The organism is Promicromonospora sp. NPDC019610 (assembly GCF_044389365.1).
Lineage (GTDB): Bacteria > Actinomycetota > Actinomycetes > Actinomycetales > Cellulomonadaceae > Promicromonospora.
This window is the reverse complement of sequence record NZ_JBIRXX010000002.1, coordinates 1,806,856-1,831,651: the sequence shown is the minus strand read 5'-3', so window position 1 is coordinate 1,831,651 and position 24,796 is coordinate 1,806,856. Positions and strand designations below refer to the sequence as shown.

The 24,796-nt window shown below is 72.1% G+C and carries 18 protein-coding genes; 9 read left to right on the top strand and 9 right to left on the bottom strand.

The features are described 5' to 3' along the window. The first annotated feature begins 69 nt into the window (after positions 1-69). Positions 70-1,473 carry an ABC transporter substrate-binding protein gene (locus tag ACH45N_RS19820; protein ID WP_397396956.1) on the top strand — a complete coding sequence of 468 codons (1,404 nt, stop codon included), beginning with the start codon at positions 70-72 and terminating at the stop codon, positions 1,471-1,473. A 73-nt stretch (positions 1,474-1,546) separates the two neighbouring features. Here the strand turns inward: ACH45N_RS19820 and ACH45N_RS19815 are convergent, their stop codons facing one another. The 4 genes from ACH45N_RS19815 to ACH45N_RS19800 form a co-directional block, all read right to left on the bottom strand. Further along, complete coding sequence (locus ACH45N_RS19815; protein ID WP_397396954.1) at positions 1,547-4,324, bottom strand: PKD domain-containing protein; 2,778 nt, start codon at positions 4,322-4,324, stop codon at positions 1,547-1,549. Positions 4,325-4,386: 62 nt separating this feature from the next. Further along, a complete protein-coding gene (locus ACH45N_RS19810; protein ID WP_397396953.1) occupies positions 4,387-5,586 on the bottom strand; it encodes a sugar phosphate isomerase/epimerase family protein in 1,200 nt (399 codons plus the stop codon). 44 nt (positions 5,587-5,630) lie between these two features. Continuing rightward, complete coding sequence (locus ACH45N_RS19805; protein ID WP_397396951.1) at positions 5,631-8,969, bottom strand: family 16 glycoside hydrolase; 3,339 nt, start codon at positions 8,967-8,969, stop codon at positions 5,631-5,633. A 152-nt stretch (positions 8,970-9,121) separates the two neighbouring features. Further along, the gene (locus ACH45N_RS19800; RefSeq protein WP_397396949.1) at positions 9,122-10,162 is read right to left on the bottom strand and encodes a LacI family DNA-binding transcriptional regulator; all 1,041 of its coding nucleotides are present in this window, start codon (positions 10,160-10,162) and stop codon (positions 9,122-9,124) included. 137 nt (positions 10,163-10,299) lie between these two features. Here ACH45N_RS19800 and ACH45N_RS19795 point away from each other — a divergent pair, with 137 nt between their 5' ends. The 6 genes from ACH45N_RS19795 (at position 10,300) to ACH45N_RS19770 (ending at position 15,638) form a co-directional block, all read left to right on the top strand. Beyond that, complete coding sequence (locus ACH45N_RS19795; protein ID WP_397396947.1) at positions 10,300-10,569, top strand: hypothetical protein; 270 nt, start codon at positions 10,300-10,302, stop codon at positions 10,567-10,569. Between the two features lie 257 nt (positions 10,570-10,826). Further along, positions 10,827-11,711 (top strand): ABC transporter permease, encoded by an 885-nt coding sequence (locus ACH45N_RS19790; protein WP_397396945.1) that lies wholly within the window; start codon positions 10,827-10,829, stop codon positions 11,709-11,711. A gap of 65 nt (positions 11,712-11,776) precedes the next feature. Next, positions 11,777-12,844, top strand: a complete 1,068-nt coding sequence (locus tag ACH45N_RS19785) for an ABC transporter substrate-binding protein (RefSeq protein ID WP_397396943.1) — start codon at positions 11,777-11,779, stop codon at positions 12,842-12,844. After that, complete coding sequence (locus ACH45N_RS19780; RefSeq protein WP_397396941.1) at positions 12,841-13,656, top strand: ABC transporter ATP-binding protein; 816 nt, start codon at positions 12,841-12,843, stop codon at positions 13,654-13,656. The genes ACH45N_RS19785 and ACH45N_RS19780 overlap by 4 nt, the downstream gene beginning before the upstream one ends. Further along, on the top strand, positions 13,643-14,674 hold the full coding sequence (locus ACH45N_RS19775) for a Gfo/Idh/MocA family protein (RefSeq protein ID WP_397396939.1): 1,032 nt from the start codon (positions 13,643-13,645) through the stop codon (positions 14,672-14,674). The genes ACH45N_RS19780 and ACH45N_RS19775 overlap by 14 nt, the downstream gene beginning before the upstream one ends. A 166-nt stretch (positions 14,675-14,840) precedes the next feature. Beyond that, positions 14,841-15,638, top strand: coding sequence for a hypothetical protein (locus ACH45N_RS19770; protein ID WP_397396937.1), 798 nt, complete (start codon positions 14,841-14,843; stop codon positions 15,636-15,638). Positions 15,639-15,653: 15 nt separating this feature from the next. Here the strand turns inward: ACH45N_RS19770 and ACH45N_RS19765 are convergent, their stop codons facing one another. The 5 genes from ACH45N_RS19765 to ACH45N_RS19745 all read right to left on the bottom strand — a co-directional run bounded on the left by ACH45N_RS19765 (position 15,654) and on the right by ACH45N_RS19745 (position 23,301). Continuing rightward, positions 15,654-16,190, bottom strand: a complete 537-nt coding sequence (locus ACH45N_RS19765) for a flavodoxin domain-containing protein (protein ID WP_397396935.1) — start codon at positions 16,188-16,190, stop codon at positions 15,654-15,656. Between the two features lie 180 nt (positions 16,191-16,370). Beyond that, positions 16,371-20,246: a S8 family peptidase gene (locus ACH45N_RS19760; protein ID WP_397396933.1), complete on the bottom strand. Its 3,876-nt coding sequence runs from the start codon at positions 20,244-20,246 to the stop codon at positions 16,371-16,373. 440 nt (positions 20,247-20,686) lie between these two features. Next, positions 20,687-21,193 (bottom strand): nitroreductase family deazaflavin-dependent oxidoreductase, encoded by a 507-nt coding sequence (locus ACH45N_RS19755; protein ID WP_397396931.1) that lies wholly within the window; start codon positions 21,191-21,193, stop codon positions 20,687-20,689. 415 nt (positions 21,194-21,608) lie between these two features. Next, a complete protein-coding gene (locus ACH45N_RS19750; RefSeq protein ID WP_397396929.1) occupies positions 21,609-21,854 on the bottom strand; it encodes a hypothetical protein in 246 nt (81 codons plus the stop codon). 148 nt (positions 21,855-22,002) lie between these two features. After that, entirely contained in the window at positions 22,003-23,301 is a 1,299-nt protein-coding gene (locus tag ACH45N_RS19745; RefSeq protein WP_397396927.1) for an exonuclease domain-containing protein, read from the bottom strand. Between the two features lie 343 nt (positions 23,302-23,644). Here ACH45N_RS19745 and ACH45N_RS19740 point away from each other — a divergent pair, with 343 nt between their 5' ends. Both ACH45N_RS19740 and ACH45N_RS19735 read left to right on the top strand, forming a co-directional pair. Next, positions 23,645-24,511: a phosphotransferase gene (locus ACH45N_RS19740; protein WP_397396925.1), complete on the top strand. Its 867-nt coding sequence runs from the start codon at positions 23,645-23,647 to the stop codon at positions 24,509-24,511. A gap of 53 nt (positions 24,512-24,564) precedes the next feature. Continuing rightward, on the top strand, positions 24,565-24,795 hold the full coding sequence (locus tag ACH45N_RS19735) for a hypothetical protein (protein WP_397396923.1): 231 nt from the start codon (positions 24,565-24,567) through the stop codon (positions 24,793-24,795). The last annotated feature ends 1 nt before the right edge of the window (position 24,796 follow it).

The following is a 24,796-nucleotide window of genomic DNA, read 5'->3' as shown; positions in this document are numbered from 1 at the left end:
GGATCGTCCAGGCCGCACCGCAGAACTCCCCATTCCGGACGCCGGGGGTAGGACCCTACGGTCTGGACCATGATCACCGTCGATCGGCACCGGACCAGCGCCACCGCGAGGCCCCGGCCGCACCGCAGGAACACACCGGCACGTACCCTTCTCGCGCTCGGGGGCGCGGCCGCGCTGCTCGCCCTCTCGGCGTGCGGCGCGTCAGGACCAGGGGACGGCGACGCCGCCACCGGCACCATCCAGTGGTGGACCTGGGACGACAAGCAGGCCGTGTCCTGGGGCAAGTGCGTCGAGCCGTTCGAGCAGGCCAACCCCGGTATCGAGGTCGAGGTCCAGCAGTACGCCTGGGACGACTACTGGACCAAGCTCACCGCGGGCTTCGTGGCCGGCAACGCCCCGGACACGTTCATGAACCACACCTCCAACTACCCCGAGTTCGTCGACCAGGGCCAGCTCCTGCCGCTCGACGACCTCATCGAGGAGACGGGGTACGACGTCGGGCAGCTCGGCGTCGGCGTCGACACCTGGACGTACAGCGACGGCGCCACCTACGGCCTGCCGAAGGACTGGGCGACGGTCGGCTTCTTCTACGACAGGGCGAAGCTCGCCGACGCCGGCCTCACCGAGGACGACGTGCAGAACATGACCTGGAACCCCGACGACGGCGGCACCTTCGAGAAGGTCGTCGCCCGCCTCACGGTCGACGAGAACGGGGTGCGCGGCGACGAGCCGGGTTTCGACAAGGACAATGTGGCGACCTACGGGATCAACAGCCTCGGCTCCAACGGGATCAACGGCCAGGACACCTGGGCCAACTTCGCCTCGACGACCGGCTGGGAGCTGGGCGACAAGGACAGCTTCCCCACCACGTTCCGGTACGAGGACGAGCGGTTCGTGAAGACCGCGAAGTACCTGCGCGGCCTGGGGGAGCGCGGCCTGTCGCCGGTCGAGGGACAGTTCACGCTGGGCCCGGCCGAGCAGCTCGGCACGGGCAGCGTCGCCATGGTCTCGGGCGGGTCCTGGTACGCGACGACGTTCTTCGCGCTCGACGGCGTCGACGTCGGGATCGCGCCCTCGGTGCAGGGTGCGGACGGGCAGCGTGCCGGGCTCTCCAACTCGAACGCGGACTCCGTCTGGGCGGGCACCAAGCACCCGGAGGCGGCGTTCAAGTGGGTCGCCTACATGAACTCGCCCGAGTGCCAGGACGTCGCGGGTGCCGACGGCACGTTCTTCCCGTCGATCGACTCGTCGATGAAGAAGACCCAGGCGGCGCTGCTCGACCAGGGCATCGACGTGACGCCCTACACGCAGCAGTTCGTGGACGGGACGCTGTTCGAGACGCCGGTGTTCGCCGGCGGCCAGAAGATGGGCTCGGCGATCAGCCCGCTGATGGAGGGGTACTTCACCGGGCAGCGCGAGGACGACGTCTTCGCGGAGATGGACGAGCTGAGCCGCGAGATCCTCGCGGAGTAGGTCCTGCGCGGGGACCGAGACCGGCCCGGACCACCTCGCGGTGGTCCGGGCCGGTCTCGTGTCGACTGCGGGGTCAGCCCCGGACCGTCAGCTCGACCGTCGTCCAGTCCCGCGTGCCCTCGCTGTCCGTCGCGATCAGCCGGGCCGTGTACCGGCCCGGGTGCTCGTAGACGTGCGTGACGCCCTGCCCGTCCGCGGTGGTCCCGTCACCCAGGTCCCATCGGTAGGAGACGATCTCGCGCCCCTCGGGTGCCACGGCCGACCCGGACAGGTCGACCGAGCCGCCCGCCCGGACCGCGCCGCGGCCGGCCTCCGCCGTCACGACCGGGGCGGTGTCGTCGGCGACGCCGCGGCCGTGGAAGACGAGCCAGTCGAGACCGAGGTTCGCGCCGTCGGCCGGCTCACGCTTGCTCTTCGCGACGAGGTAGAGCGTGGTGCCGCCCTGCTGGTCCGGGAGGTCGATCGTGGGCGAGACGACCTGCCCGGCCCCGGTGGCCCTGGCGACCTGGACCTGGCCGAGCTTGCGCCCGGTCGGGCTGCCGGCGCGCACCTCGACGGTCGTGTCGGCGGCGCCGCGGACGGCGCCCACCGTCAGGGCGTCGATGCCGCGCAGGTCGACGGGGCCGAACGCGATCCAGTCGCCGTGGTCGACGTCGGTCACGAGCCGCCCGCCGCGGGCGTCGGCGCCGTCCGCCACCGTGACGCCCGAGCTGTCGACGTAGAACTCGGCCTCCTTGTCGCGTACCTGGAGCCGGGCCGTGTCCTGGCCGGCCAGGGCCGGGACGCCGGCGGCGCCCAGGTCCTCGTAGCCCGCCCCGAGCACGGGGTAGACGTTCTGCCCCACGCCGTGGTCCGCGGGGTCGAGGAACACCGACCCGGAGCACCCGGTGTAGTTGTCCAGGGGGTGCGCGTGGGAGTCGTGGCCGAGCTGGGTGTTCACCGTGACCTGCTCGCAGTCGATGGTGCCCGCCTCCGTCGAGCCGTCCTCGACGTCCGCCACGTCCACGGAGTAGTCGACGGTGTCGCCGAGCTCGGCGAACCCGCCGTGGTACGGCGCCCCGAAGGAGACGTCCGGCCGGGTGTTGCCCACCGTGATCTTCTGCACGGAGACGCCGGTGAAGCCCTCGCTGTCCGTGACCGTCAGACGGGCGCTGAACTGGCCGCGCCCGGTGTAGGTGTGGCTCGGGTCAGCCTCGGTGGAGTCGACCACGCCGTCGTTCTCGAAGTCCCAGGCGTAGGTGATCTCCAGCCCGTCGGGGCTCTCGCTGGCGGCGCCGTCGAAGGCGACGGTCAGCGGTTCGTGGCCGGAGTCGACGTCGGCCGTGAACCGGGACAGGGGCCGCCGGCCGTCGGCCGCGTAGTCGACGCGGTAGATGCCGGCGTCGGTGTTGCTGCTCCCGCGCCCGGCGCCCGAGCCGCGGCCGAAGTCGATGATGTAGAGCGAGCCGTCAGGGCCGAACTCGGCCTCGAACGGGGCGACGAAGGTCTCGCCCTCCAGGAACGGGTCGATCGAGGCCAGCTCACCCGTGGCCTCGTCGAGCGAGAGCACCTTGTAGTAGTTGCGGGCGTACTCGGAGACGAACCAGTGCCCGTCGAACTCTGAAGGGAACTTCGTCTTGACGTCCAGCTCCGGGTCGAACCGGTAGACCGGGCCACCCATGGGGGCCGCCCCGCCGGAGCCGAGCTCGGGAAACTCCTCCGAGACCCCGTAGCCGTACCAGACGAGCGGCAGCTGCGAGGGCGGGAGCTCGCGCAGGCCCGTGTTGTTGGGGGAGTCGTTGACCGGGTGCGCGCAGTCGAACGCATCGCCCGAGGCGCCGGTGGCGAAGTCGTAGTCGATGTACGCCTGGTTGTCGGCGTGGCAGTACGGCCACCCGTGGTTGCCCGGCTCGGTCATCCGGATGAACTCGACCTGGCCGTCGGGGCCGCGCAGCGGGTTGGCCACCCGGGCGTCAGGCCCGTAGTCCCCGATGAGCACCGCGCCGGTCCCCGGGTCGACCGTGATGCGGAACGGGTTGCGGAAGCCCATCCCGTAGATCTCCGGGCGGGTGTTCTCCGTGCCCGGTGGGAACAGGTTGCCGTCCGGGACCGAGTACGTGCCGTCGTCCTCCGGGGTGATGCGCAGCACCTTGCCGCGCAGGTCGTTCGTGTTGGCGGACGTGCCCTGCGCGTCCCAGCCGCGGCGGCCGGGCCGCTCGTCGATCGGGGTGTAGCCCGCCTGGTCGAACGGGTCGGAGTTGTCACCCGTGGCGATGTACAGGTCGCCGTCCGGCCCCATGGCGAGCGAGCCGGCCATGTGCGAGTTGGCGCGGCCCTCACCACGCCAGATCGTGTAGTCGAGCAGCCGCTTCTCCGATGCCGGGTCGATGGTGTCGTCCGGCCCCATGGTGAACCGCGAGAGGTTCATCTTCGCGACGTCGGGGTCGCTCCACAGCAGGTACAGCCACCCGTTCTCGGTGAAGTCCGGGTCGAGGGTCAGGCCCAGCAGGCCGTCGGACTGCGTGAGCAGGTCGAGCGAGTAGTCCAGGTCCAGGGCCGTGGTCTGGCGCAGGGTCTCCTGCTCCAGCACGATCACCTGGCCCGTGCGCTGGATGTAGACGACGCGGCCGTCGTCGGCCACGTCGAGCTCGAACGGGTCGGCGAGGCCCTCCGTGACGAGCGGGACCTTGTCGAACGCGGTGGCCTCGGCATGGTCGGAGCCGGCATGGTCGGAGCCGGCGTGCTCCGAGCCGGGCGGGACGTCGTGGGCGGTGGCGGCAGTGGTCGCGGGGACCAGGGCACCGAGCGCGACGACCAGACCGGTCGTCGCGGCCAGTGCCCGGCGGTGAGCCCGGCGGTGCGGTGCGGACATCAACACTCCCTCGTGCTGGGTCGGATGGTGCGGGGTGCCCTCCAGGAGAGGGCGGGCGTGGCTCAGTAGCGCAGCCCGGCGAGGTAGCCGAGGCTCGTGCACGCGGACGTCACGCCGTCCGGGGACGGCTGGTCGTGCTCCGTGAAGCCGTACCGGACCCCGGCGAGCGGCGCGGCGGCGAAGATCTCGGCGAAGTCGATGGTGCCCGAACCGACGTCGGCGAAGGAGCCGTCCTCGGCGATGTCCTTGAGGTGCAGCAGCTCGAACCGGCCCGGGTAGCGCGCGAACAGGTCGGTGGCCGCGGTGTCCGTGCTGGCGGCCCAGTACACGTCGAGCTCCATCGTGACGAACGCCGGGTCGGTCTCCCGGACCAGCACGTCGTAGCCCGTGACCCCGTCCTCCGCGGTCTCGAACTCGAACCCGTGGTTGTGGTAGGCGACCCGGATGCCCTCGGCGGCCAGCGCCTCGCCCGCCTCGTTGAGGATCGCGGCCGTCCGGGAGTAGTCCGCGAGCGTCCACGAGCCGGAGCCCGAGACGCGCACGTACTCCGCGCCGATCGCGTGCGCCTCGGCGGCCACCAGGTCGACGTCGTTCTGCAGGTTCGACAGGCTCACACCCAGCGACGGCACCTCCAGACCCGCCGCGTCCGTGAGCGGCGCCAGCCCCGCGGCCGAGTAGCCGTAGAAGTTGCCGGCGCTGCCCGACGGCTCGATGTTCCGGAAGCCGCACTCCGCGAGCGCCCCCAGCGTCCCGGCGGCGTCCGTGGGCATGGTCGCGCGGACCGTGTAGCCCACCAGGCCGATCGCGGACAGGTCGACCGACCGGCTGCCCGTCACCGGGTGCGGCCTGCCGACCTCCGAGGCGGTGGCGGCGCGGACGACGTCCCGGCGCTCGCGGGCGGTGAGGACCCGTTCGCGGACGAGGCCCTTGGTCACGGCCGAGACGGTGCGGACGAACGCGCCGTGCGTCGCGAACGGCGCGTCGGCCATGATCTCGTCCATCACGGTGCAGCCGGCGCGGGTCTCGCGGTTGGGCACGCCGGAGTCGGCGTCGGCGCCGAACCAGACCGTGGCCTGACTGGTGTAGCCGTAGGCGCAGGCGCTGGTCCCGGCCGGTGCGGTCCCGGCCGCCCCGGTTCCGGCCGTCGCGGACGGGGCCAGGACCGGCAGGGCCAGGGTGGCGATCACGGCGGCGGCGAGCCACGGCCGTGCGGTGGGCCTCGGGGTGCGGGTGCGGGTCGTGGTGCGGACAGTGCGTTCCATCAGATGAACCTCTCCTTCGAGGGACAGCTCGGCGCGGGACCAGGTCAGCGGACGGTCAGGTAGACCGTCGTCGTGCTCCGCCGGTAGACGGTGTCGCCCAGGTACTCGACGGTCACCGGGTGCACCCCGGCCGCCAGCCCGGCGGTGGGGATCCGGAGCCGGGCGGGGCCCCGGCCGAGCGCGGCCGTGACCGGCGTGTCCCCGACGGTCACCCGGACGGTCCCCGTCGGCGCCGGGCTGCCCTTCGTGCCGGGCACGGTCACCAGGGCCAGCGCGTCGTCGCCCGCCGTGACCTTCGGTGGGGTGAGCCGCGCCGCGACCCCCGTCGTCAGGCCCTGCCTGGTGTCCTCCTGCTCGGTCAGGCGCTCGATCCAGACGTTGCGGAACCGCGGGTTCAGGCCGGCGTCCCCGTGGTCCTGGAGCTTGATGTGACCGGGGGCCGGTCCCTCCGCCCGGCCGTTGCCCGTCTTGCCGTCGATCGCCACGTCGTCGTGCACGAGCTGGCCGTTCCACCAGAGCGAGAGGCGCGCGTCCTCGGTCTTGGTCCCGGCGGCGTCGAACCGGGCGGCGCGGAACACGAGGTCGTACGTCTGCCACGTGCCCATCGCGGTCGCGGCGTTGATGTCCGGGGCCTTCTTCAGGTAGATCGAGCCGGCGTCGTTCGTGGCCGGCGGGTCGATGCCGAAGGACTCCAGAACCTGCACCTCGTAGCGCTCCTGGATGTAGATGCCGCTGTTGCCGCGGGCCTGGCCCGTGACGTCGTCGGCGTGCTGGGGCTGGTACCACTCGGCGTGCATCCGGAAGTCGCCGAACGTCTCCCTGGTGCGGATGTCGCCGCCGAAGGACTCCATGGTGCCGTCCGCGACGGGCCACGTCGCGGCCCCGCCGCTCACCTTCTCCCAGGCGTCGAGGTCGCCGCCGTCGAACAGGGTGATGCGTTCGGTGGGGGTGACGGTGAGGCTGTCGAGGTTCACGTGCCCCACGTCGTCGGCGTCGTACGCGTAGGCGATCGTGTTCGCGCCCTTCCGGAGCTGGATCGTCTCGGTCTGCGTCTTCCACGTGGACCAGCTCACGGTGCTGTCGAGCCAGACCTGCTTCTGCTTGACGCCGTTGACGTACAGGCTCATCGACCGCGGCGTCGGGCTGGGGTCGGAGTTCTGGCCGTTCGCGTAGCGCAGCGCCAGGTCGTGCGGGCCGGCCTCGCCGGCCTCGACGGCGAACGTGGTGCGCGCGCCGGGCTCCCAGTTGCGGTCCACGAACCCGGCGCCCGAGTACCCGGCGTGGTTGGTGTTCCAGCCGGCGCCGCCGGAGATGTCGGCGGCCTCGGCCTCGTAGACGGGCGGCGGGGTGGTGCCGTCCGGCAGGCGGTTCAGGGTGTACCAGGCCTCGGTGCTCCACAGCTCCGCGCCGCCCTGGGCCGCGAACGGCCGCGGGGAGTGCACGTTGACGACCCGGCCGGCCTTCAGCCCGTCGATCATGAGCGTGACCGTCCGGCGGTCGTCGGACAATGTCGCCGAGGTGACGTCCAGGTCCTCCTCGTCGACCTTGGGGCCGCCGTACTGCGGCGTGGAGACGTAGCGCCACTGCGCGGCCTCGTACTTGTCGGCCAGGTTCTCCGCCGTCTCGGCCGACAGCGGCTGGGTGTACTCGATCTCGAAGCCGCCGTCGACCGCGCGCATCTCCAGCATGTCGAACGCCCGGTTCTCGTCGTAGGTCAGCTTCTGCAGGCCGTAGCCCAGCTTGCCCGCCTGGCCCCAGTTGCCCGACCAGCCGATGCCGCCCACGTAGATCGAGCCGTCCGGGCCGACGCTCGTCCTGCTGACGCCGGACTCCAGCCCCTGCGTCATGCGGAACACGGCGCCCTGCTCCTGGCCGGCGACGTCCTCCAGGTAGACGCGCTGGAGGCCGCCGTAGGTCACGTCCCCGATGGCCATCTGCCCGGCGAACACGCCCTCGGTCAGGATGACGGGGTTGCTCGGGGAGTTCGAGATCTCGCCGTGCGGCATCCACACCACAGGCTCGGTCACCGGCTGGTCGTCGTACGGGCCGTCCGGGTTGGTGTAGTGGTTGTAGAACGCGCCCTCCTGGACGCGCACCAGCTTCGACGTCGGCACGTGCATGCCCTGGTTGTCGGTGACGTACATGCCGCCGTCGGCCCCGAAGCCGAGGCCGTTCGGGGTGCGCAGGCCGCCCGCCAGGTACTCGACCTCGCCGGTGTCCTCGTCGATCTTCAGCACCGAGCCGCGGTTCTCGACGAGCTGCGGGTCGCGGGTCGCGCCGCCGGGCACCATCGCGATGCCCGTGGAGACGTAGAAGTAGCCGTCCTCGTACAGCAGGCCGAACGCGAACTCGTGGTAGTTGCCGCCGAACGGCCATGTCGCGACCTCGCGGTACTCGTCGGTGACCTCGTCGCCGTCGGTGTCCACGAGCTCGGTCAGGCCGTGCTTCTCGGAGACGTAGATGCGGCCGTCGACGACCTTCAGGCCCATCGGCTCCTGGAGCTCCTCGGCGATCTTCGTGTACGTCACCTCGTCGGCGCCGCCGTCGCCCGTCACGTTCTCGACCAGGTACACCTCGCCGAGCACCGTCTCGCGGTCGCCGCCCCACGTGGCGATGGCCATGCGCCCGTCGGGCAGCCAGTCCATGCCCGTGACCTGCGGCTCGAAGCCCTCGGGGCGCAGGTTCGTCAGCGTGTAGTCGGGGTGCACCTCGGTCAGGGGCAGGCCGTCGCCCGGTGCCTCGTCCACGCCCTCGCAGACCTTGCGGCCCGGCGAGGTGACGCGCGTGACCTCGGCGTCGGTGCTGAGCACGGTGTTCGGCACCAGCGCGAAACCGGTCGCGCCCGGCGGGCGCCACTCCAGCGTGAGCTGCTGGCCGAAGTCGCCGTCGAAGTGGTCGATGCGCAGGGCGTGGTACCCGGCCTCCAGCGCGACCGAACCGTCCTTCGGCGTCGCCCCGTGCTTGCCGGGGTGGTCGACGACGAGGGTGTCGTCGAGCAGCAGGCGGGCGCCGTCGTCGCTCGTGACCCGGAAGTCGTACGTGCCGGCGTCGGGCACGTTCAGGTAGCCGGTGACCTCGGTGACGAACCGGTCCGTGAGGCCGAAGTCGGCGGCCGTGCGGTAGTCGATCGTCGGCATCAGCTTGTCGACGTTCGGCGTCTGGCCCGGCTTGAGCGTGCAGTAGTCCTCCAGCGGGACCTGGACGTCGAAGACGCGCAGGGTCACGCCGGGCTCCTGGGGCCGGGTGGGGTCGGTGGCCGCCTGGGCCGAGGCCTGCGCCGCCGGCCGGCTCGCGGGCTGCGCGGCGGCCGGGAGCACCGTCAGCGGCAGCACGAGCACGCCGAGCATCGCGGCGAGAGTGCGGTGGGTCGATCTACGTTCCATGGGCCTTGCCTCTCCATCGAGGACCTTGCCTGCCGGGGACCGTGCCTGCCGGGTGCGGTGTCGTGGACGCCGTCGCCCTGGGCACGCCACGTCACTATGCGGCGAGCGATGACCCCGGACAACGAGTTGCCACTTGTTGCCCCTCGGCCGGGTCAGGGGCGGCGGGCCGTGGAGCCGCGCTCGACGAGCTTGGCCGGGAGCAGCGCCGGGGCCGACAGCCCGGCGGACGCCGTGGCCGACAGCCCGGACGACGGCGCGCGGAGCTGGTTCAGCAGGCGCTGGACGGCGAACGTCCCGAAGTGGCGCAGGGGAGAGGCGACCGTCGTCAGCGGCGGGGTGCAGAAGTCGGAGCCGAAGATGTTGTCGAACCCGACGACGCTCAGGTCGCGGGGGATCTCGACCCCGAGGCGTGTCAGCCCGCGCATCGTGCCGATCGCGACGAGGTCGTTGTAGGCGACGGTCGCGGTCGCGGAGTGGGTGGTCAGCGCCTGCGCCGCCGAGAGCCCGCCGGCGAGCGTGGGCGCGAACGGCCCGAGACGCCACGCCCGCAGGCCGAGCTCCTGGGTCGCCTCACGGAAGGCGCGCCAGCGCATCCCGTCGGCCCAGGACGCCTCGGGTCCGGCCAGGTACGTCAGCCGGGCGTGCCCGAGGCCCGCCAGGTGCTCGACGGCGCGCCGCATCCCCTGGGCGTTGTCGGTCACCACGCTCGGGACGTCCGTGACGACGCGGTTCATGACGACGGTCGGCCGCTGCTTGGCGACCGCCCGGATCGCCGCGTCCGAGAGCCGCGACGTGGCGAGGACGACCCCCTCGACGAGGGGCAGCGTCCGCTCCAGGGCGCGGCGCTCCGCCCCGCTCGACTCGTGCGCGTCCACCACCAGCAGCGTGTACCCGGAGTCGATGGCGGTCTTCTCGGCGCTGCGGATGATCTCGAAGAAGAACGGGTTGGTCAGGTCGGCCACGACGATCGCGAGCAGCGCCGTCCGGCCGTCCGGCAGGCCGCGCCCGATCGGGCTGGTCCGGTAGCCGAGCTCGTGCGCGACGCGCCGGATGCGGTCCGCCGTGTCCGCGTTGACGCGCCCCGGCCGGGAGAACGCCCGCGACACGGTCGAGGGCGCGACGCCGGCAGCCCTGGCGACGTCGTAGATGGTCGGTCTGTTGCGAGAGCTCCCTGTTTCGCCAGTTTCGCCCATGCGCGGGGAGCGTACGGCGAGCAGACGCCGACGGCAACCATTTGCCGTCGGCGGCCCGGGCGCGGCAGGTCCTTGCGCGCCCGGCAAGAGGTGGCAACACCTTGACCGCCCCGGGTGCGGCACCCTCGAATGACGCCATGACCCTGCCTACCGGCCTGCCCGACGTGCCGCCCGAAGCGGTAGCGGACGACGCGGTCCAGGTCGAGGCCGCGGAGAGCGAGCTTCGGCGCCTCGGCCTGGAGGAGATCCGCGTGCGGCACCACGGCGACCTGGCGCGGCTCGAGGCGCCGCACGCCGACCTCGCGAGCCTGGCGGTCGAGCCGCTGCGCGGGGAGGTCCTGCGGGCCGTGCGGTCCGCGGGCTTCCGGTCGGTGGCCGTCGACCTGGAGGCCGTCACCGACGGCTGACCGGCGCCCGGTGGCAACCGCGGCCCGCCCCAGGCCCCCGCCGGCGGGGCAACAAGTGGCAACTCGTTGTCCGGCCCGGGCACGGCTCATAGTGTCCGTCGTGACGCGCAGCTCCACCGGCCGGGGCTGCTGACCTGCTCTACCGACCGGCACGACCCGGACGACGACGTCCGCCGTGCCCCGACCCGCTGCCCCACGGGTGTCGACGCCGACCCCGTGCGACGAAACGGAAAGAGCGAACTATGGAGGATCACGCCATGGTGACCACCCAGGAGGCCCGCCCCACGACCCCGTCCCCGCGCGGGCCCGGGTCCCGGCCGACGGCGCCGCCGTCCGGCGGCACGCCGCTCGGGACCCGGGCGCTCAGCCTGCTCGCGGAGTCGTGGCGGCCGGTCGCGGTGCTGCTCGCGCTCTTCGCGCTCTGGTGGTTCGTGGCCTGGCGCGAGCTGGTCCCGGCCTACCTGGTGCCCTCGCCCGGCGCTGTCGCGGAGACGATGGTCGCCGAGTGGGCGATGCTGCTGGAGCACACGTGGGTGACCACGCTGGAGACGATCGTCGGGTTCGTGCTCGCGGCAGTGATCGGCGTGGCGGCGGCCGTGCTGCTGGTCTACTCCAAGACCGCGGAGAAGTCGCTGTATCCGCTCATCCTCTTCGCCCAGGTCATCCCGAAGATCGCCATCGCCCCGATCCTGGTGGTCTGGTTCGGCTTCGGGATGACGCCGAAGATCGTCCTGGCCGTGCTCATCGCCTTCTTCCCGGTCGTCGTCTCGGCCGTGGCCGGCCTGCGCTCGGTCGACCCGGAGCTGCTGGAGATGTCCGCGACGATGGGCGCCTCCCGGTGGAAGACCTTCCGCAAGATCCGCTTCCCCGGCGCCCTTCCGCAGCTCATGTCCGGCCTCAAGGTCGCGGTCACGCTGGCGGTCGTGGGCGCCGTCGTCGGCGAGTTCGTGGGCGCCGACCGCGGTCTCGGGTACGTGCTGCTGCTCGCCAGCGGCAACCTCGACGCGCCGCTGCTGTTCGCCGACCTGATCCTCATGTCCCTCATCGGCGTGGTCCTCTTCGTGCTGGTCGAGGTGCTCGAACGCCTCCTCATCCCGTGGCACGCCTCGCGGCGCGGGAACCTCGCGCTCGCGACCGTCTGATCCCCGGACCGCACTCTTCCGCGTTCCCGCCGTCCCCGTGACGGCACGACCAGAAAGGCTCTCCCATGCGTGGTGCAGCGAAGCATGACGACAAGAAGCGTGCCGGCAGGACCCGTGCCCGCAAGACCATGATGTCGCTGGCCGTGGGCGGCGTCGCCCTGGCGACGGTCGCGGCCTGCGGGCAGACCGCGGCCGGCGGGCCGGCCGAGCAGAACGCCGAGGGGCTGAGCGAGGTCACGGTGACGCTCAACTGGGTGCCCTACGGCGAGCACGCGCCGTTCTACTACGGCGTGGCGGAGGGGATCTTCGAGGACGAGGGGATCGACCTGACCATCCAGCCGGGCAACGGGTCCGGCAACACGGTGCAGCAGGTCGCGCAGGGCAACACCGACTTCGGCTGGGCGGACACCCCGCCGCTGGCGAACGGGATCAGCTCGGGCATGCCGGTGCGCAGCGTCGGCGTCTTCCTGCAGACCGGCCCCAGCTCCGTCGAGTTCTTCGACGACCAGGGCATCACCGAGCCCGCCGACCTCGTGGGCAAGACGGTCGGCGGCACGCCCGGCGACGCCATGTACGGCACCTTCCCGGCGTGGCTGGAGATCAACGGCGTGGACCCGGACGACGTCACGGTGGTCAACGTCGACGCCGCGGGCAAGATCGCCGCGCTGATCGAGGGAAAGGTCGACGCCATCCAGGGCTTCTACCACGACCAGGCGCCGACCATCGAGAACCAGACCGGCAAGGAGGTCTCGGCCCTGCCGTTCTCGGAGTTCGGCATGAACATGCTCGGCACCGGCCTCCTGGCGAACGAGGCGACGATCGAGAGCGACCCCGAACTGGTCCAGGCGATGGTGCGGGCGACGTCAAAGTCGTTCCTCGCGGCGTCCGAGGACCCGGACGCGGCCGTGGCCGCGATGGCTGCCGACGCCGAGCAGGCGCCGGAGGAGAGCGTGCTCGCGGCGCAGCTCGAGGCGACGATCGGCCTGCTCAACCTGGAGGCCGCCCCCGCACCCGGCGTGAACACCGAGCAGCAGTGGACGGACACGCTCACGTTCCTGACGGAGAACACGGAGTTCGAGGGCGAGTCCACGCCGGACGCCTACTGGGACGCGACCTTCGGGGAGGACCTGTGACCGCGACGGCAGAGCGAGCGGCGTCTCCGGGGGTCGACGCCGGGCCCATCATCGAGGTCGCGCACCTCACCCGCCGCTTCACGTCCAAGCGGTCGGAGACCGTCGCGCTCGACGACGTGTCGCTGGCCGTGCGGCCCGGGGAGTTCGTCACGATCGCGGGGCCGTCGGGCTGCGGCAAGTCGACGCTGCTCAAGATCATCGCGGGGCTCACCCGGGCCACCGAGGGCGACGTGCGCCTGTACGGGCAGCCGGTCACCGGGCCGCAGCGCGAGATCGGCTTCGCCTTCCAGCGCTCGGCCCTGCTGGAGTGGCGGGGCGTGCGCAAGAACATCCTGCTCCAGGCCGAGATGCGCGGGATGGACCGACGTCGGGCGGAGGAGCGCGCGGACCACCTCATCGAGCTCACCGGCCTGACCGGGTTCGAGCGGGCCCTGCCGCACGAGCTGTCCGGCGGCATGCAGCAGCGCGTCGCGCTGTGCCGCGCCCTGCTGCACGAGCCCCGGGTGCTGCTCATGGACGAGCCGTTCGGCGCGCTCGACGCGCTCACCCGCGAGCAGATGAACATCGAGATGAACCGGATCTGGCGCGAGACCGGCACCACCGTGGTGCTGGTGACCCACTCCGTGCCGGAGGCGGTGTACCTGGGCAGCCGGATCGTCGTCATGAGCCCGCGGCCGGGCCGGATCGTGGAGACCCTCGAACCCGGACTGCCCGACCGCCGCGAGTACGGGCCGACGCTCGCCGACCCGCGGTTCACGGCGGCGGCCGAGCGGTTGCGCGAGCTGCTCGGCGCGAGCCATGCCCCGGAGTGACGCCCCTCTCGGCGTCGGGATCATCGGGATGGGGGGCATCGGCGGGATGCACGCCCGGGCGCTCGGTGAGCTCGGCGGCCGGGCGCGGCTCGTCGCGTACAGCGGCCGGGCGCGCCCGCCGGCCGGTCCCGGGAAGCCGGACGCGCCGGCCGCGCGTCTCGCACCGCACGAGGTGATCGCCCACCCCGACGTCGACGTCGTGGCGGTCTGCACACCGAGCGGCACGCACGCGGCGCTCGCGCTGGCGGCGCTGGAGGCCGGCCGGCACGTCGTCGTCGAGAAGCCGCTCGCGCTGGAGGTCGGCGACGCGCTGCGGGTCGCGGACGCGGCGCGCGAGCGCGGGCTGACGGTCTCGATGATCTCCCAGCGCCGCCTGGAGACCGAGCACGTCGCGCTCAGGCAGGCCCTCGACGACGGCGCGCTGGGCGAGCTGCGGCTCGCGACCACGCACGTGCACTGGCACCGCGACGACGCCTACTACCGCGCCGCGGGCTGGCGGTCCTCGACGGCACAGGGCGGCGGGTCGCTGATGAACCAGGGCGTGCACAACGTCGACCTGCTGCGCTGGCTGTGCGGCCCGGTCGAGTCGGTGACGGCGCAGTCGGGCACGCTCGCGCATGCCATCGAGGCGGAGGACACGACCGTGGCGACCCTCCGGTTCGCCTCCGGTGCGCTCGGCGTGGTGACGACGACGACGGCGACGCCGCCGGGGTTCCCCGCGACGATCGCGCTGTTCGGCTCCCAGGGCTCGGTCGAGCTCGGGCAGGGGGAGGTGCGACGCTGGGACGTCCCGGGGGTGCCGGCGCCGTCGTCCGGGGCGATCGCGAGCGGCGCGGCCGCACCGCTCGCGATCGGGCACGCGGGACACCTGGCCCAGTGGATCCGGATCCTCGACGCGCTGGAGACGTCGGCGCCGGTGCCGGTCGGCGCCGACGAGGCGGTGGAGACCGTGCGGCTGCTGTGCGCGATCCAGCAGGCTGCGGCGACCGGGGCGGTGGTGCGGCCCGCAGGCCTCTGAGCAGGGATTATGCTGGCTCCTGCCGATTCTGAGCCCCGCTCACGAACCTTCGGCCCACCAGGTCGCGACGAGGGGGAGCTCGATGCCGGTTGCACATGAAGAGGACACGGCGCGACCGGAGCCCGTAGCTGCGGACCTGGTCTCGCCGGGCGACCACGATCCTCAGGTGCGGCGCGACCGGCGCCTGGGGAGCTGGATCGTCGGCGGGCTGGTCGGTGCCGTGCTGATGGCCGCGGTCGTGGGCATGCTGGGCCTCCGCGGAGCTGACGACCTTGACCCGGTGTTCGCACCCACCGACGTCCCGACGGCCCTGCCCGTGGGTGGGGCCGCTCAGGGCGCCGGTGCGACCGAGTATGTCGCCGGTGTCCCCGCCGGCTTCCCGCAGAGCATCGACGGCGCGGTCTCGGCCCTGATGACCTACAGCAACGCGGCCGACGCGGCGCTGTCGCGGACACCGCAGGAACGGGCGGAGATCGCCGAGCGGATCTTCACCGACCAGGGGCGTGCCGCCAGCGGCCTGTCCGACCAGGCGGCCGCGGACGTGCAGGACCGGCCGGACGCGACCGCGTTCACCGGGTGTGCCTACGAGTTCGGCGCCTACAAGGTGGTCTCGGTGGGAAGCCACAGCGTCGAGTCGCCCGACCCGGACGAGCCCGCGCAGGTACCCACCGAGGTGGTCGTGTCGACCTGGGCGCGGTGCCTGAGCGGCGTCGGCGGGGCGCGGGACACCTCCGACGTCGACATCCGCTGGACGCACCACGCCGCCACACTGCGCTGGGACGGCAGGGACTGGCGGGTCGACACCGTCGTCTCTCCCGGCGGCCGGGTCCCGGAGCCGGACGACCCAGATGACATCGCTATCACGCTCGAGGAGCGAGCTCGGCTCCTCGGGACGGGCTGGACCCTGCCGGCCGACGCCACAGAGGAGGTCGCCACAGACTTCTGGTCGCGTGGCTCGCTGTGACCAGCACCCGACCTGTCAGCGGCCGGCGGACGCCGCCAGCGTGTCGGCGATCGACGTCGCCCACGCGTCGATGGCGTCCCACTCGCGGAAGTCCCCCTGGGGCATGGCGTCCCGGATCCCCGGCATCCACGCGATGATCCGGTCGGCCCCGCGGATCTTGTCGTGGTCGTACGCACCGCGGAACACTTGTGTCCCGCGCGGGTGCAGCAGGACCGCGTACTCCTTGAACTGCTTGGGCTCCGCGCCCTTCAGGACGTCGTTGCCGTCCTTGTCGACCGTCTCGGTGCCGAGCGGTCCGCTGCTGAACAGCCACACCGGGTGCGCGGCGATCTTCTCGGCGTTGCGCTCCACGAACTTCCTGGCCTCCTTGCGCCAGTTGAACTCGTACACCGCCGACCCGACGACGCAGGCGTCGTAGCCGGCCACCTCGGCCACATCGGCGCACTTCGCGACCTCGACCTCCAGCCCGCGCCCGCGCAGGGTCTCTCCAATGCGTTGCGCGATGCCCTCTGTCGCTCCGTACTTGCTCGCGTAGGCCACCAGTACCCTCATCGGACTCAGCCTCCTTCGAAACGAATCAGCCTCCTCGGAAACACCGGACGTGCGCTGAATTCATCGTAGGCACGCCTGACCGACCATGCGGGGCGTGCGGGCCGCGGACGCATGGTGCGGGGAACGACGAAGGCCCCCGCCGCAGGGCGGGGGCCTTCGTGTCCTACCGGTCCGGGCCGCTCAGTGGCGGGCGTTCACCGCGAACGCGTCGACCACCGTCTCGGAGAACGTGGCCCCGGCCGCGTCCCGCGCCTCGGAGCGCAGCGAGACCGTCGTCGACCCCGGCGGAGCCGTGACCGTGGCGCTGTAGGCGCCGGCCCCGTCATGGCCCGGGCCGTGCCCCGACGCCCGGGTCACGCGCACCGGCGTCCAGTGCTCGCCGCCGTCCGTGGAGGACCACAGCTTCAGGCTCGTGACGGGTGCGGCTCCGACGGCGCCGTCCTGGTGCGAGACCTGGAGGTCCAGCTCCGTGGAGCGCCGGCCCGCCGTGTTGTACGCGTCCAGGCCCTGCACGCCGTAGTCGAGCTGGAGCAGCGGCAGTACCTCCGGCGCCTTGCCGGCGCCCGGGACGAAGCCCCACTCGGTGGTCACGTCCGTCGACAGCGGCCACCAGGGGGTGTCGCGGTGCGTCTCCAGGCGAATGCGGAACCGCTCCTTGCCGGTGCCGACGTCCGGCGTCGCGTACGTGCCGAACGCGTCGTCCGTCAGCAGGTCGTCGCCCCGCCAGACCCGGAACCGGCCCGTGGAGGCCTCGTCCGGACCCCACTCCTGGGCATGCCCCTCGTCGTCGACCCGGTACGGCAGGTTGATCCCGAGGGTGCTGCCGTCGCGGTAGACGGCGGCGTCCTGCGGGACGGCCGGGGACGCCCAGAACCCGCCGTGGTGCACCTGGGCGTTGTAGGTCTCCTTCGGCTGCTTCCCGGGCCGGTAGGTCACCGGCTCGCCGTCGACCCACGCCGGCCAGGCGTTCAGACCCTGGGCGGCGGTGGCCCCGCGCTGGAACCGCACGCCGGGCTCGGTCGAGTAGTAGACCGTCCGCCCGCTCACCGCGCCCGTGGTCCAGGACTGCTGCCAGCCGCTCATCGTGCTGCCGCTGGTGATGGTGAGTCGTTCGGCGTTGCGGAGCCCCGCCGCGAACGGCTTGAACGACCGCAGCTCGGTCTCGACCGCCGCGAGGTCCTTGGCCGAGGGTCGGTAGGTGAGCGAGCGGGGGATCGTCCGCCCCTGTTCGGTGTAGCCCAGCGCGTACTGGTACGACGGCGTCGCGCGGCCCGTGCCCCGCAGCGTCGCGCCGCGGTGGGCTGCCTCGACGAGCTGCAGACCCAGGTCGCGCTTCAGCGTCAGCGTCGGCACGGCCTGGTCGCTCATCGTGTTGATCGTCCGGTTGTCCACCTGGTGGTAGAACGGGCCCGGCGTGGACCCGTACACGATCAGCGCCACGGCACCGGCTTCCGCCGCGGCCTGCGACTGCGGGTTCAACGTGAGGTCGCCGGTGTCCTCGACCAGCACGACGGCGCCGTCCGCGGGCACGGCGGCCAGTTCCTCGGGGGTACCGGTCCCGCCGTCCACGAGCGGGGCCGACATCCGGCCCTCGTAGCGCGGGGACCGGACCGCGTTGCCGAGCTCGCGCGACACGTCGAGCGTCTTGCCCCGGCCCACCGCGGCGACGTCGAGCAGCGGCTGGTCCAGCAGGTAGCGCGACGTCACCGTGGTCTCTCCCGCCAGCGGGGCGCCGTCGCGCAGCACGTACGCCGTGAGGTCCATGCCGCCCGTGTAGTCGCCGGTGCTGAACGAGGTCCCCGTGGTCACCGGATAGCTCCGGCCCGGCAGGTCGCGGACCAGGTCCGAGGACAGGGCACGCGGCGCCACCTTCTTCGGCGTCTCCATGCGCACCGGCACCGCCGTGCTGCCGTCCAGCGTGAGCGTGGCGTCACCGGCCGTCAGGTCGGCGTCGCGCGTGAAGCTGACGACGCCGTCGAAGAAGGCGGCCGACGGCGACACCGCGTCGAAGAGCTGGCCGAGGACCGCGTAGCGGCCCGCGGGCAGACGCACCTCGGCCACGCCGTCGGTGAACTGGAACCACTGGTTCACGTTCGGGTCGTCGATGCCGTGGACCCAGCCCGCATCCGGGTTGGCGGCCGGCTCGCCGCCGAGGCGGCTCGCCTCGATGCGCAGCGTGTACATGTCCGGGTCGATCTGGAACGCCAGCACGGTCCGCACGGCGGGGAACCCGGCCCCGGTCGCGCGGAGCACCCCGGCGAAGACGTCGGGCTCGTCGGAGCGCGGGTCGATGGTCACGTCCACGGACGCGGAGCCGTGGGCGGGGATCGTCAGGGTGTCCGTGGACAGGGACGCCACGCTCGCAGGGACGGGTACGCCGTCGCCCGCGTTGACCGAGAGCGCGAGGTCCACGTCGACGGCGGTGCCGGAGTCGTTCGTGTACGTCACGGTCTGCGTGCGCGGCGTCTGCTCGGCGCGGGGCGAGTCGAACAGCCCGAACGAGAGCGAGGCCGGCGTGGCGTAGACCGCCTCGCCGATCGCGCCGGGCACCCAGGCACGGCCCGCGCCCTCAGCGAACACCGAGTTCCCCGCAGGCTGGGCCGAGCCCATGAGCACCGACTTCAGGGCCTCGCCGTCCAGCTCCGGCCGGGCCTGCTTGAGCAGCGCGGCCGCCCCGGCCACGTGCGGGGTGGCCATCGACGTGCCGGACATGGCGGCGTAGTGGTCACCGACCGGCACGTCCGGGGTGGTCCCGGCGGCGCGGGCGGCGACGATCCCGTCGCCGGGCGCCGCGATGTCGGGCTTGATCGCGTAGTCGCCGGCCCGCGGACCCATCGAGGAGAAGTACGCGATGTCGTCGGAGTCCGTGACCGCGCCGACCGTCAGGGCGCTGTCCGCGGTGCCGGGCGTGGTGACCGTGAACGGGGTGCCCCAGTTGCCCTCGTTGCCGGCCGCGATGGTGACGAGGGTGTCGTAGCGCTCCGAGATCGAGTCGACGGAGAGGGCCGCGGGGTCGGTGCCGTCGGTGTACGCGCCGCGCACGCCGAGGCTCATGTTGATGACGTCGGCGCCGTTCGAGGCCGCCCACTCCATGGCGTCGATGGCCCAGGACTCGTCGCCCTCGCCCTCGTCGTTCAGGACGCGGCCGTTCAGCAGCCGGGCGCCGGGCGCGACGCCGCGGTTCTCGCCGTCGGACGCCTCACCGCTGCCCGCGATGATCGAGGCGACGTGCGTGCCGTGGCCGAGGGCGTCGTGCGTGCTGCCCGAGCCGGTGAAGTCCCGTTCGAGCGCCACGGTGCCCCCGTCCAGGTCGGGGTGGGTGGTGTCGATGCCGGAGTCCAGGACCGCGACGGTCACGCCGGTGCCGTCGATGCCGAGGTCCCAGGCGTCGGTCGCGCCGATCTGGGGCGTGGAGTCGGCGTCGGACACTTCGAGCGGGGCGTCCAGCCACACCTTGCTCACGGTCCGGCCGTCCTCGACGGCGTCCACGAGCGGGCGGGCACCGTCCGCCGGGACGTCGCCCGCGACCGCGTCGATCGACTCCAGGGTCCGGTCGACGTCGAGGTCGAGCTTCTCCCAGGTCGGCTCCGCGGACCGGGCCGCGCGGGCGGTGGTGGTCTGCACGATCACCGGCAGGCCGGTGTCGTCGGTGCCGGCGTCCTGTGCCGTGTCCTGCGCCGCCTCCAGGGCGGTGACGTCGAACAGCCGGAGGTCCAGCTTCGTCGGCACCAGGTCGGCGACGTCCGACGGGACGACGAAGTAGTGGCCCGCCGCGTCGCCGAAGGCGGCGTAGCTGACCGGTCGGCCGTCGGGCCGTGGCGCGGCCTCGAACCCGACGGTCGGCGTGCCGTCGTCGGCGGTGCTGGTGGTGACCCGGTCACCGGTGACGAGGACGACGTCGGTGTCGGGGACGTCGGGGACGTCCGGCGCCGACGGCGGTGCCTGCGGGGTGGCGGCCACGGCCGGTGGCGCGGAGCCCACGGCTGCCGCCGTGGGCAGGGCGCCCACGACGAGCGCGGCGGCGGTGGCCGCGACGACCAGTCTTCTTGCTCTCACAACGATCTCCCAGTGGTTCCGCAGCGGTACGGAGGGTCAAGCAGTCGCTGCAGACGCTGACAGGCCTGGGAGCCGTTGCTGTGTCCGGCGTGTGTCGTAACGATTTCGATGATGCCGGACGTTCCGGTCTTCGACCGTTTTGTGTGTTGTAGGGATCCATCGAAGATGTCGGTCCGGCCGCTGTTTGTCGGCGACATGTCGGTATGCCGGTTTTCTGTCAGCTTCACCCGCTGCCGGGGCGTAGTGACGCAGCGGTAGCCGTGTGCAACGTGCAGGAAGCCAGGCAATCACTCGACGCCTCAGCTCTGCGCGGCAATTTGTGGACCGCTCACTTCAACAGCACGATCGTCGAGACCGGCACCGACATCTACGGCCTGGCCCACTTCCGCAACCACGAGCGGGGACTTGGACCCCTACCCGGGCGGAGAACGGCCCTCACATCACCGGCCGTCGCTCGACGTGACCGGGACGCGCTGCAGCACGAGGAACTCGGTGACCCCGAGGAGGCGCACGAAAAAGGTGTGCCCCGGGAACAGGTGGTGGTGGGGCGCCGCCTCGGCCCGACCGACGACCCGCGCGGCCGATACCTGGTGCGTTTGGCCGTCGACCACCAGCTCGGCGGTGCCCGCCGCGCGGAGGTTCCGCAGCCAGTCTGTCTCCTGCCCGTACGACAGGTTGACGAGATAGCCCTCCTCCAGCGGGTACACCCCGATGACCGTCTCGTAGGGCTTGCCCGAGCTCCGTCCCACGTGCCGGAGCACGCTGAGCTCCGCGCCGGGCCGGCCCGCGTGCCGCAGCATCCGGGGGTTGTTGAAGCGCCGGTTGAACTCGCGGACGACGGCGAGCACCCGTGGCTGCTTGGTGCGCATGGTGAGCACGAGCGCGAGGGACACGCCCAGCACCAGCACCACCAGGCCGACGACCGTCCAGAGGACCCAGCTCCACATACCGTCCCGCTTCCGTGACGCAGTTCCGCAATGCCGACTTGCCCGAATTTAAGGCGGGCGCCGCCCGGACGTGTAAATCTTTCGAGATCGTAAGAATTCAAACCGTCCCCATGGACCAGGGCGGCGTTGACTGGCCTGTGGGGCAGGCAGTCGCGTGGCCGGGCCCCACAGCGTCCGCCCGTCGGCCTGGGCTCAAGCGCACGAGCACCGCCAGCGCCTCCCGACACCCTCACCCCCGCGGTCACCATCCTGGACCACAACGACAACCGCCGCGGCTCAGTGGCCGACCCGCGCATCGACCTCGTCGCGGGGCACCGCTCATCCACCGGCGCCCCGGAGCGCGCCCCGTCGGACCGCTCACACCTCTCGGACAGGACCTGAGCCGAATTCCTACATGTGTCTTCGGGTGGGCCGCTCAGCGCAGCGTCGGCCCTTCCACGGCCACGGGACCGTGGGCACCCGGGTGCTTGATCTCCAGGTTCAGGGTGCTGCGCGACGTCGGGATCACGACGACCTGCGCCTCTCCACCGTCGGTGTCGATGGCGCGCACGTGCAGGTGCCCGTCCTTGAGCTTGAGGGCGAACTGGTCGGCCCCGGCGACGAAGCGCACCTCGCTGTCGTCGGTGATCACGGTGGGGGCGGTGGGCAGGGTCTTCGGCATGGGTACAGCATGCCTCAGTGACGGGAAATGTCCTTGCCCGCCCGTGTCCGTCCCCGGTTCGGCCCAAGACCAGCGCCCGAGCGAGGAGGTCCGGTGACGGCGAGGAGCCGTGGCCGCCGCCCGACGTCGCTCGGCCGGTGCCGCGCCGCTATCCGGCAGTCCTCGCACCCACTGCTGTAGAACGCGCGACGTCGTCGAGGATCCGTGCGAATCCGACCTCACTGACCACGGGGATGCCGTAGGACTCGGCCTTGCGGGCCTTGCCTGACATCGAGTCCGGGTCGGCTGCGACGACCAGGCGCACCTTCTTGGTGACCGCCGGATGCGGGACGAGACCGGCCGCACCGGCCCGGCGCTCCCACACTTCTCGTGGCTCGTCCATCGAGCCGGTGAAGACGACCAGGTCGCCGGGGTTGAGCGTGAAGCGGCTCGACACGCTGCCGGATCCCGCGTCGACGGGGACCGTGTTCCTGCTCGTGGTGTCCGGGCTCGTGCGTGTCGGTGACTCCAGGATCTGCCGGGCGTCGGCTACAGGTACCTCCAGCATGCCGGCTACGGCCAGGAAATCGGCCACCTCGGCCGAGTCGAGCACGCCGTCGGCCCAGGCCACGGCCGCCAGCCCGGAGAGATACTCGCGATGCAGTGCGCCGGCTTCCTCGCGACCGATCTTGAGCTGCACACAGAACTCGGCGAGCTGGTCGTGCTCGCGTGCCGAGATGTGCCTGTCCAGCAGCGCCCGGTCGACCAGCTCGAGGTACTCCTCCTTCTCCCATGTGGTGATAGGCAGCGTGCGAGCCGCGGCGAGCCGGGCGAGGAAGTGGGTGTCGCGCTCGGTCGCGATGCCACGCCGCACGGGCGTAGCCCCAGTGGCAGGGATGAGCGGCCAGGGCGTGGTTGCGGCGAGCTCGACGATGTCGTCCCAGCCGGGCACGGCGTGGCGGGCACCGCCGGCCAGGTAGATCCGCAGCAGATCTGCCGCAGCACGGGCGTCGGAGAGGGCCTCGTGCGCCGAGCCGAGGGTGACTCCGTGATGAAAGCACGCGCCTGCCAGGGAACGCGGCGCGGTGGGGAAGAGCTGCGCGCCGGTGCGCATCGTGCACAGGGTGGTTGGCGCGATGAGCGGGACGCCGTATCCAGTCGCGGCGAACGCGTGCCAGACGAACCGACGATCGAACTGCGCGTTGTGCGCCACGAAGGTGCGTCCCCGCAGCAGCTCGGCGACCAGACCGGCGATGTCGTTGAACGTCGGGGCGTGGCGGGTGTCGGAGGCACTGATCCCGTGGATCTGTTGCGGCCCGAGATCTCGTCCCGGATTGACGAGCGTGGTCCAGGTGTCCTCGATCTGGCCGTCCGAGTCGACCTGGACGATTGCGATCTCTGCGATCCGGTCGTGCCCACCGGGGAACAACCCGGTGGTTTCCACGTCCACGACGGCGTACCCGGTCACGTGCGTCTCCCCTCACAACGGCGTCAGAACCGGACAATCGTTGCAGCCGACCTGAAGCCATGCAGGGTGGTTGGCGGGTGAAGAGGAGGTGCGGCGGGGTGATTTGCCCGGGCAGGCACGTGGTCGCGGTACGCCGCTACGTCAGTACTCCCGTCAGCGCAAGGATTCCCGTCAGGAAGCCGACGACGACCATCACGATGCCGGCCACGCGGGCGCCCAGGACGTTGGACCGGTGACTGTGCTGGATCCAGAGCCACTTGGGCCCTCGCTCGGCGGTGTCCGCGAAGTTCTTCCACCAGGGTCGTCCGGAATAACCCTTGCCCGCCCGTGCCAGGATGCGACGGTGGAGCCCACCGACGTCACGCGTGCCATCGCGGCCGCGACCTCGCTCGCCGCCGCGCTCGACCTGCCGGCCGACGACGCCGTCGTGCTGCACGACTCGAACAAGCTGGCGCTGCGGCTGACGCCCTGCGACGTCTTCGCCCGGGTCGCGCCGGTAGGACAGGAGGTGGCGCAGTTCGAGGTCGACCTCGCGCAGCGGCTCGTCGAGGTCGGGGCCCCGCTGGCGCCGTTGGAGCCCCGGGTGGACCCGCGGGTGCACGTCCGCGACGGCTTCGCCGTGACGCTGTGGACCTACTTCGAGCCCGTGACGCCCCGCGCCGCACCGGCCGACGTCGCCAAGGCGCTGGAGGAGCTGCACGCCGGCCTGCGCACGGTCGACCTGCCGAGCCCACGGTTCACGGACCGGGTCACGGAGGCGGAGGAGATCGTCGCCGACCCGGACCGCTCACCGGATCTCGCCGGTGCCGACCGCGCGTTCCTCGGCGGCCGGCTGGCAGACCTGCGGCGGGCGATCGAGCGCCGCGGCGCCGTCGAGCAGCTGCTCCACGGCGAGCCGCACCCGGGCAACGTGCTCAGCACGACCAGCGGGCCGTTGTTCATCGACCTGGAGACGTGCTGCCGCGGACCCGTCGAGTTCGATCTCGCCCACGTTCCCGAGGCGGTCTGCGCGCACTACTCCGGCGTGGATCGGGAGCTGCTGGACGAGTGCCGGCAGCTCGTGCTCGCGATGGTCGCCGCGTGGCGGTGGGACGCCGACGACCAGTTCCCGCGGGGGAGGCTGTTCGGCGAGGAGCTGCTGCGCGTGCTGCGCGCGGGTGCTCCCTGGCCGACGCTCGACACGGTGGTCGAGCGCCTGGACGGCCGGTAGCGAAAGGGCGCCTGACCTGGGACTCGGGTCGGCTGATCCGATAGCGTTCCGACATGACCGAGACGCTGGAGTACCTCGACGACGAGCAGATCGTGCAGCTCATCCCCGCCGACGGCTGGGTGGCCGTCTATCGGGACGAGGAGGCCGAGGTGCGCGCGCCGCTGGTGGCCTGGGGGCTGCGCCGCGACGGCGAGGTCGTCCCGCTGGACACCGACCCCTCGGGCACCGTCGGTGACCCCCGGGAGACCGCCGGCTTCGACCGTGTGGAGCGGGTCGGGCGCTAGC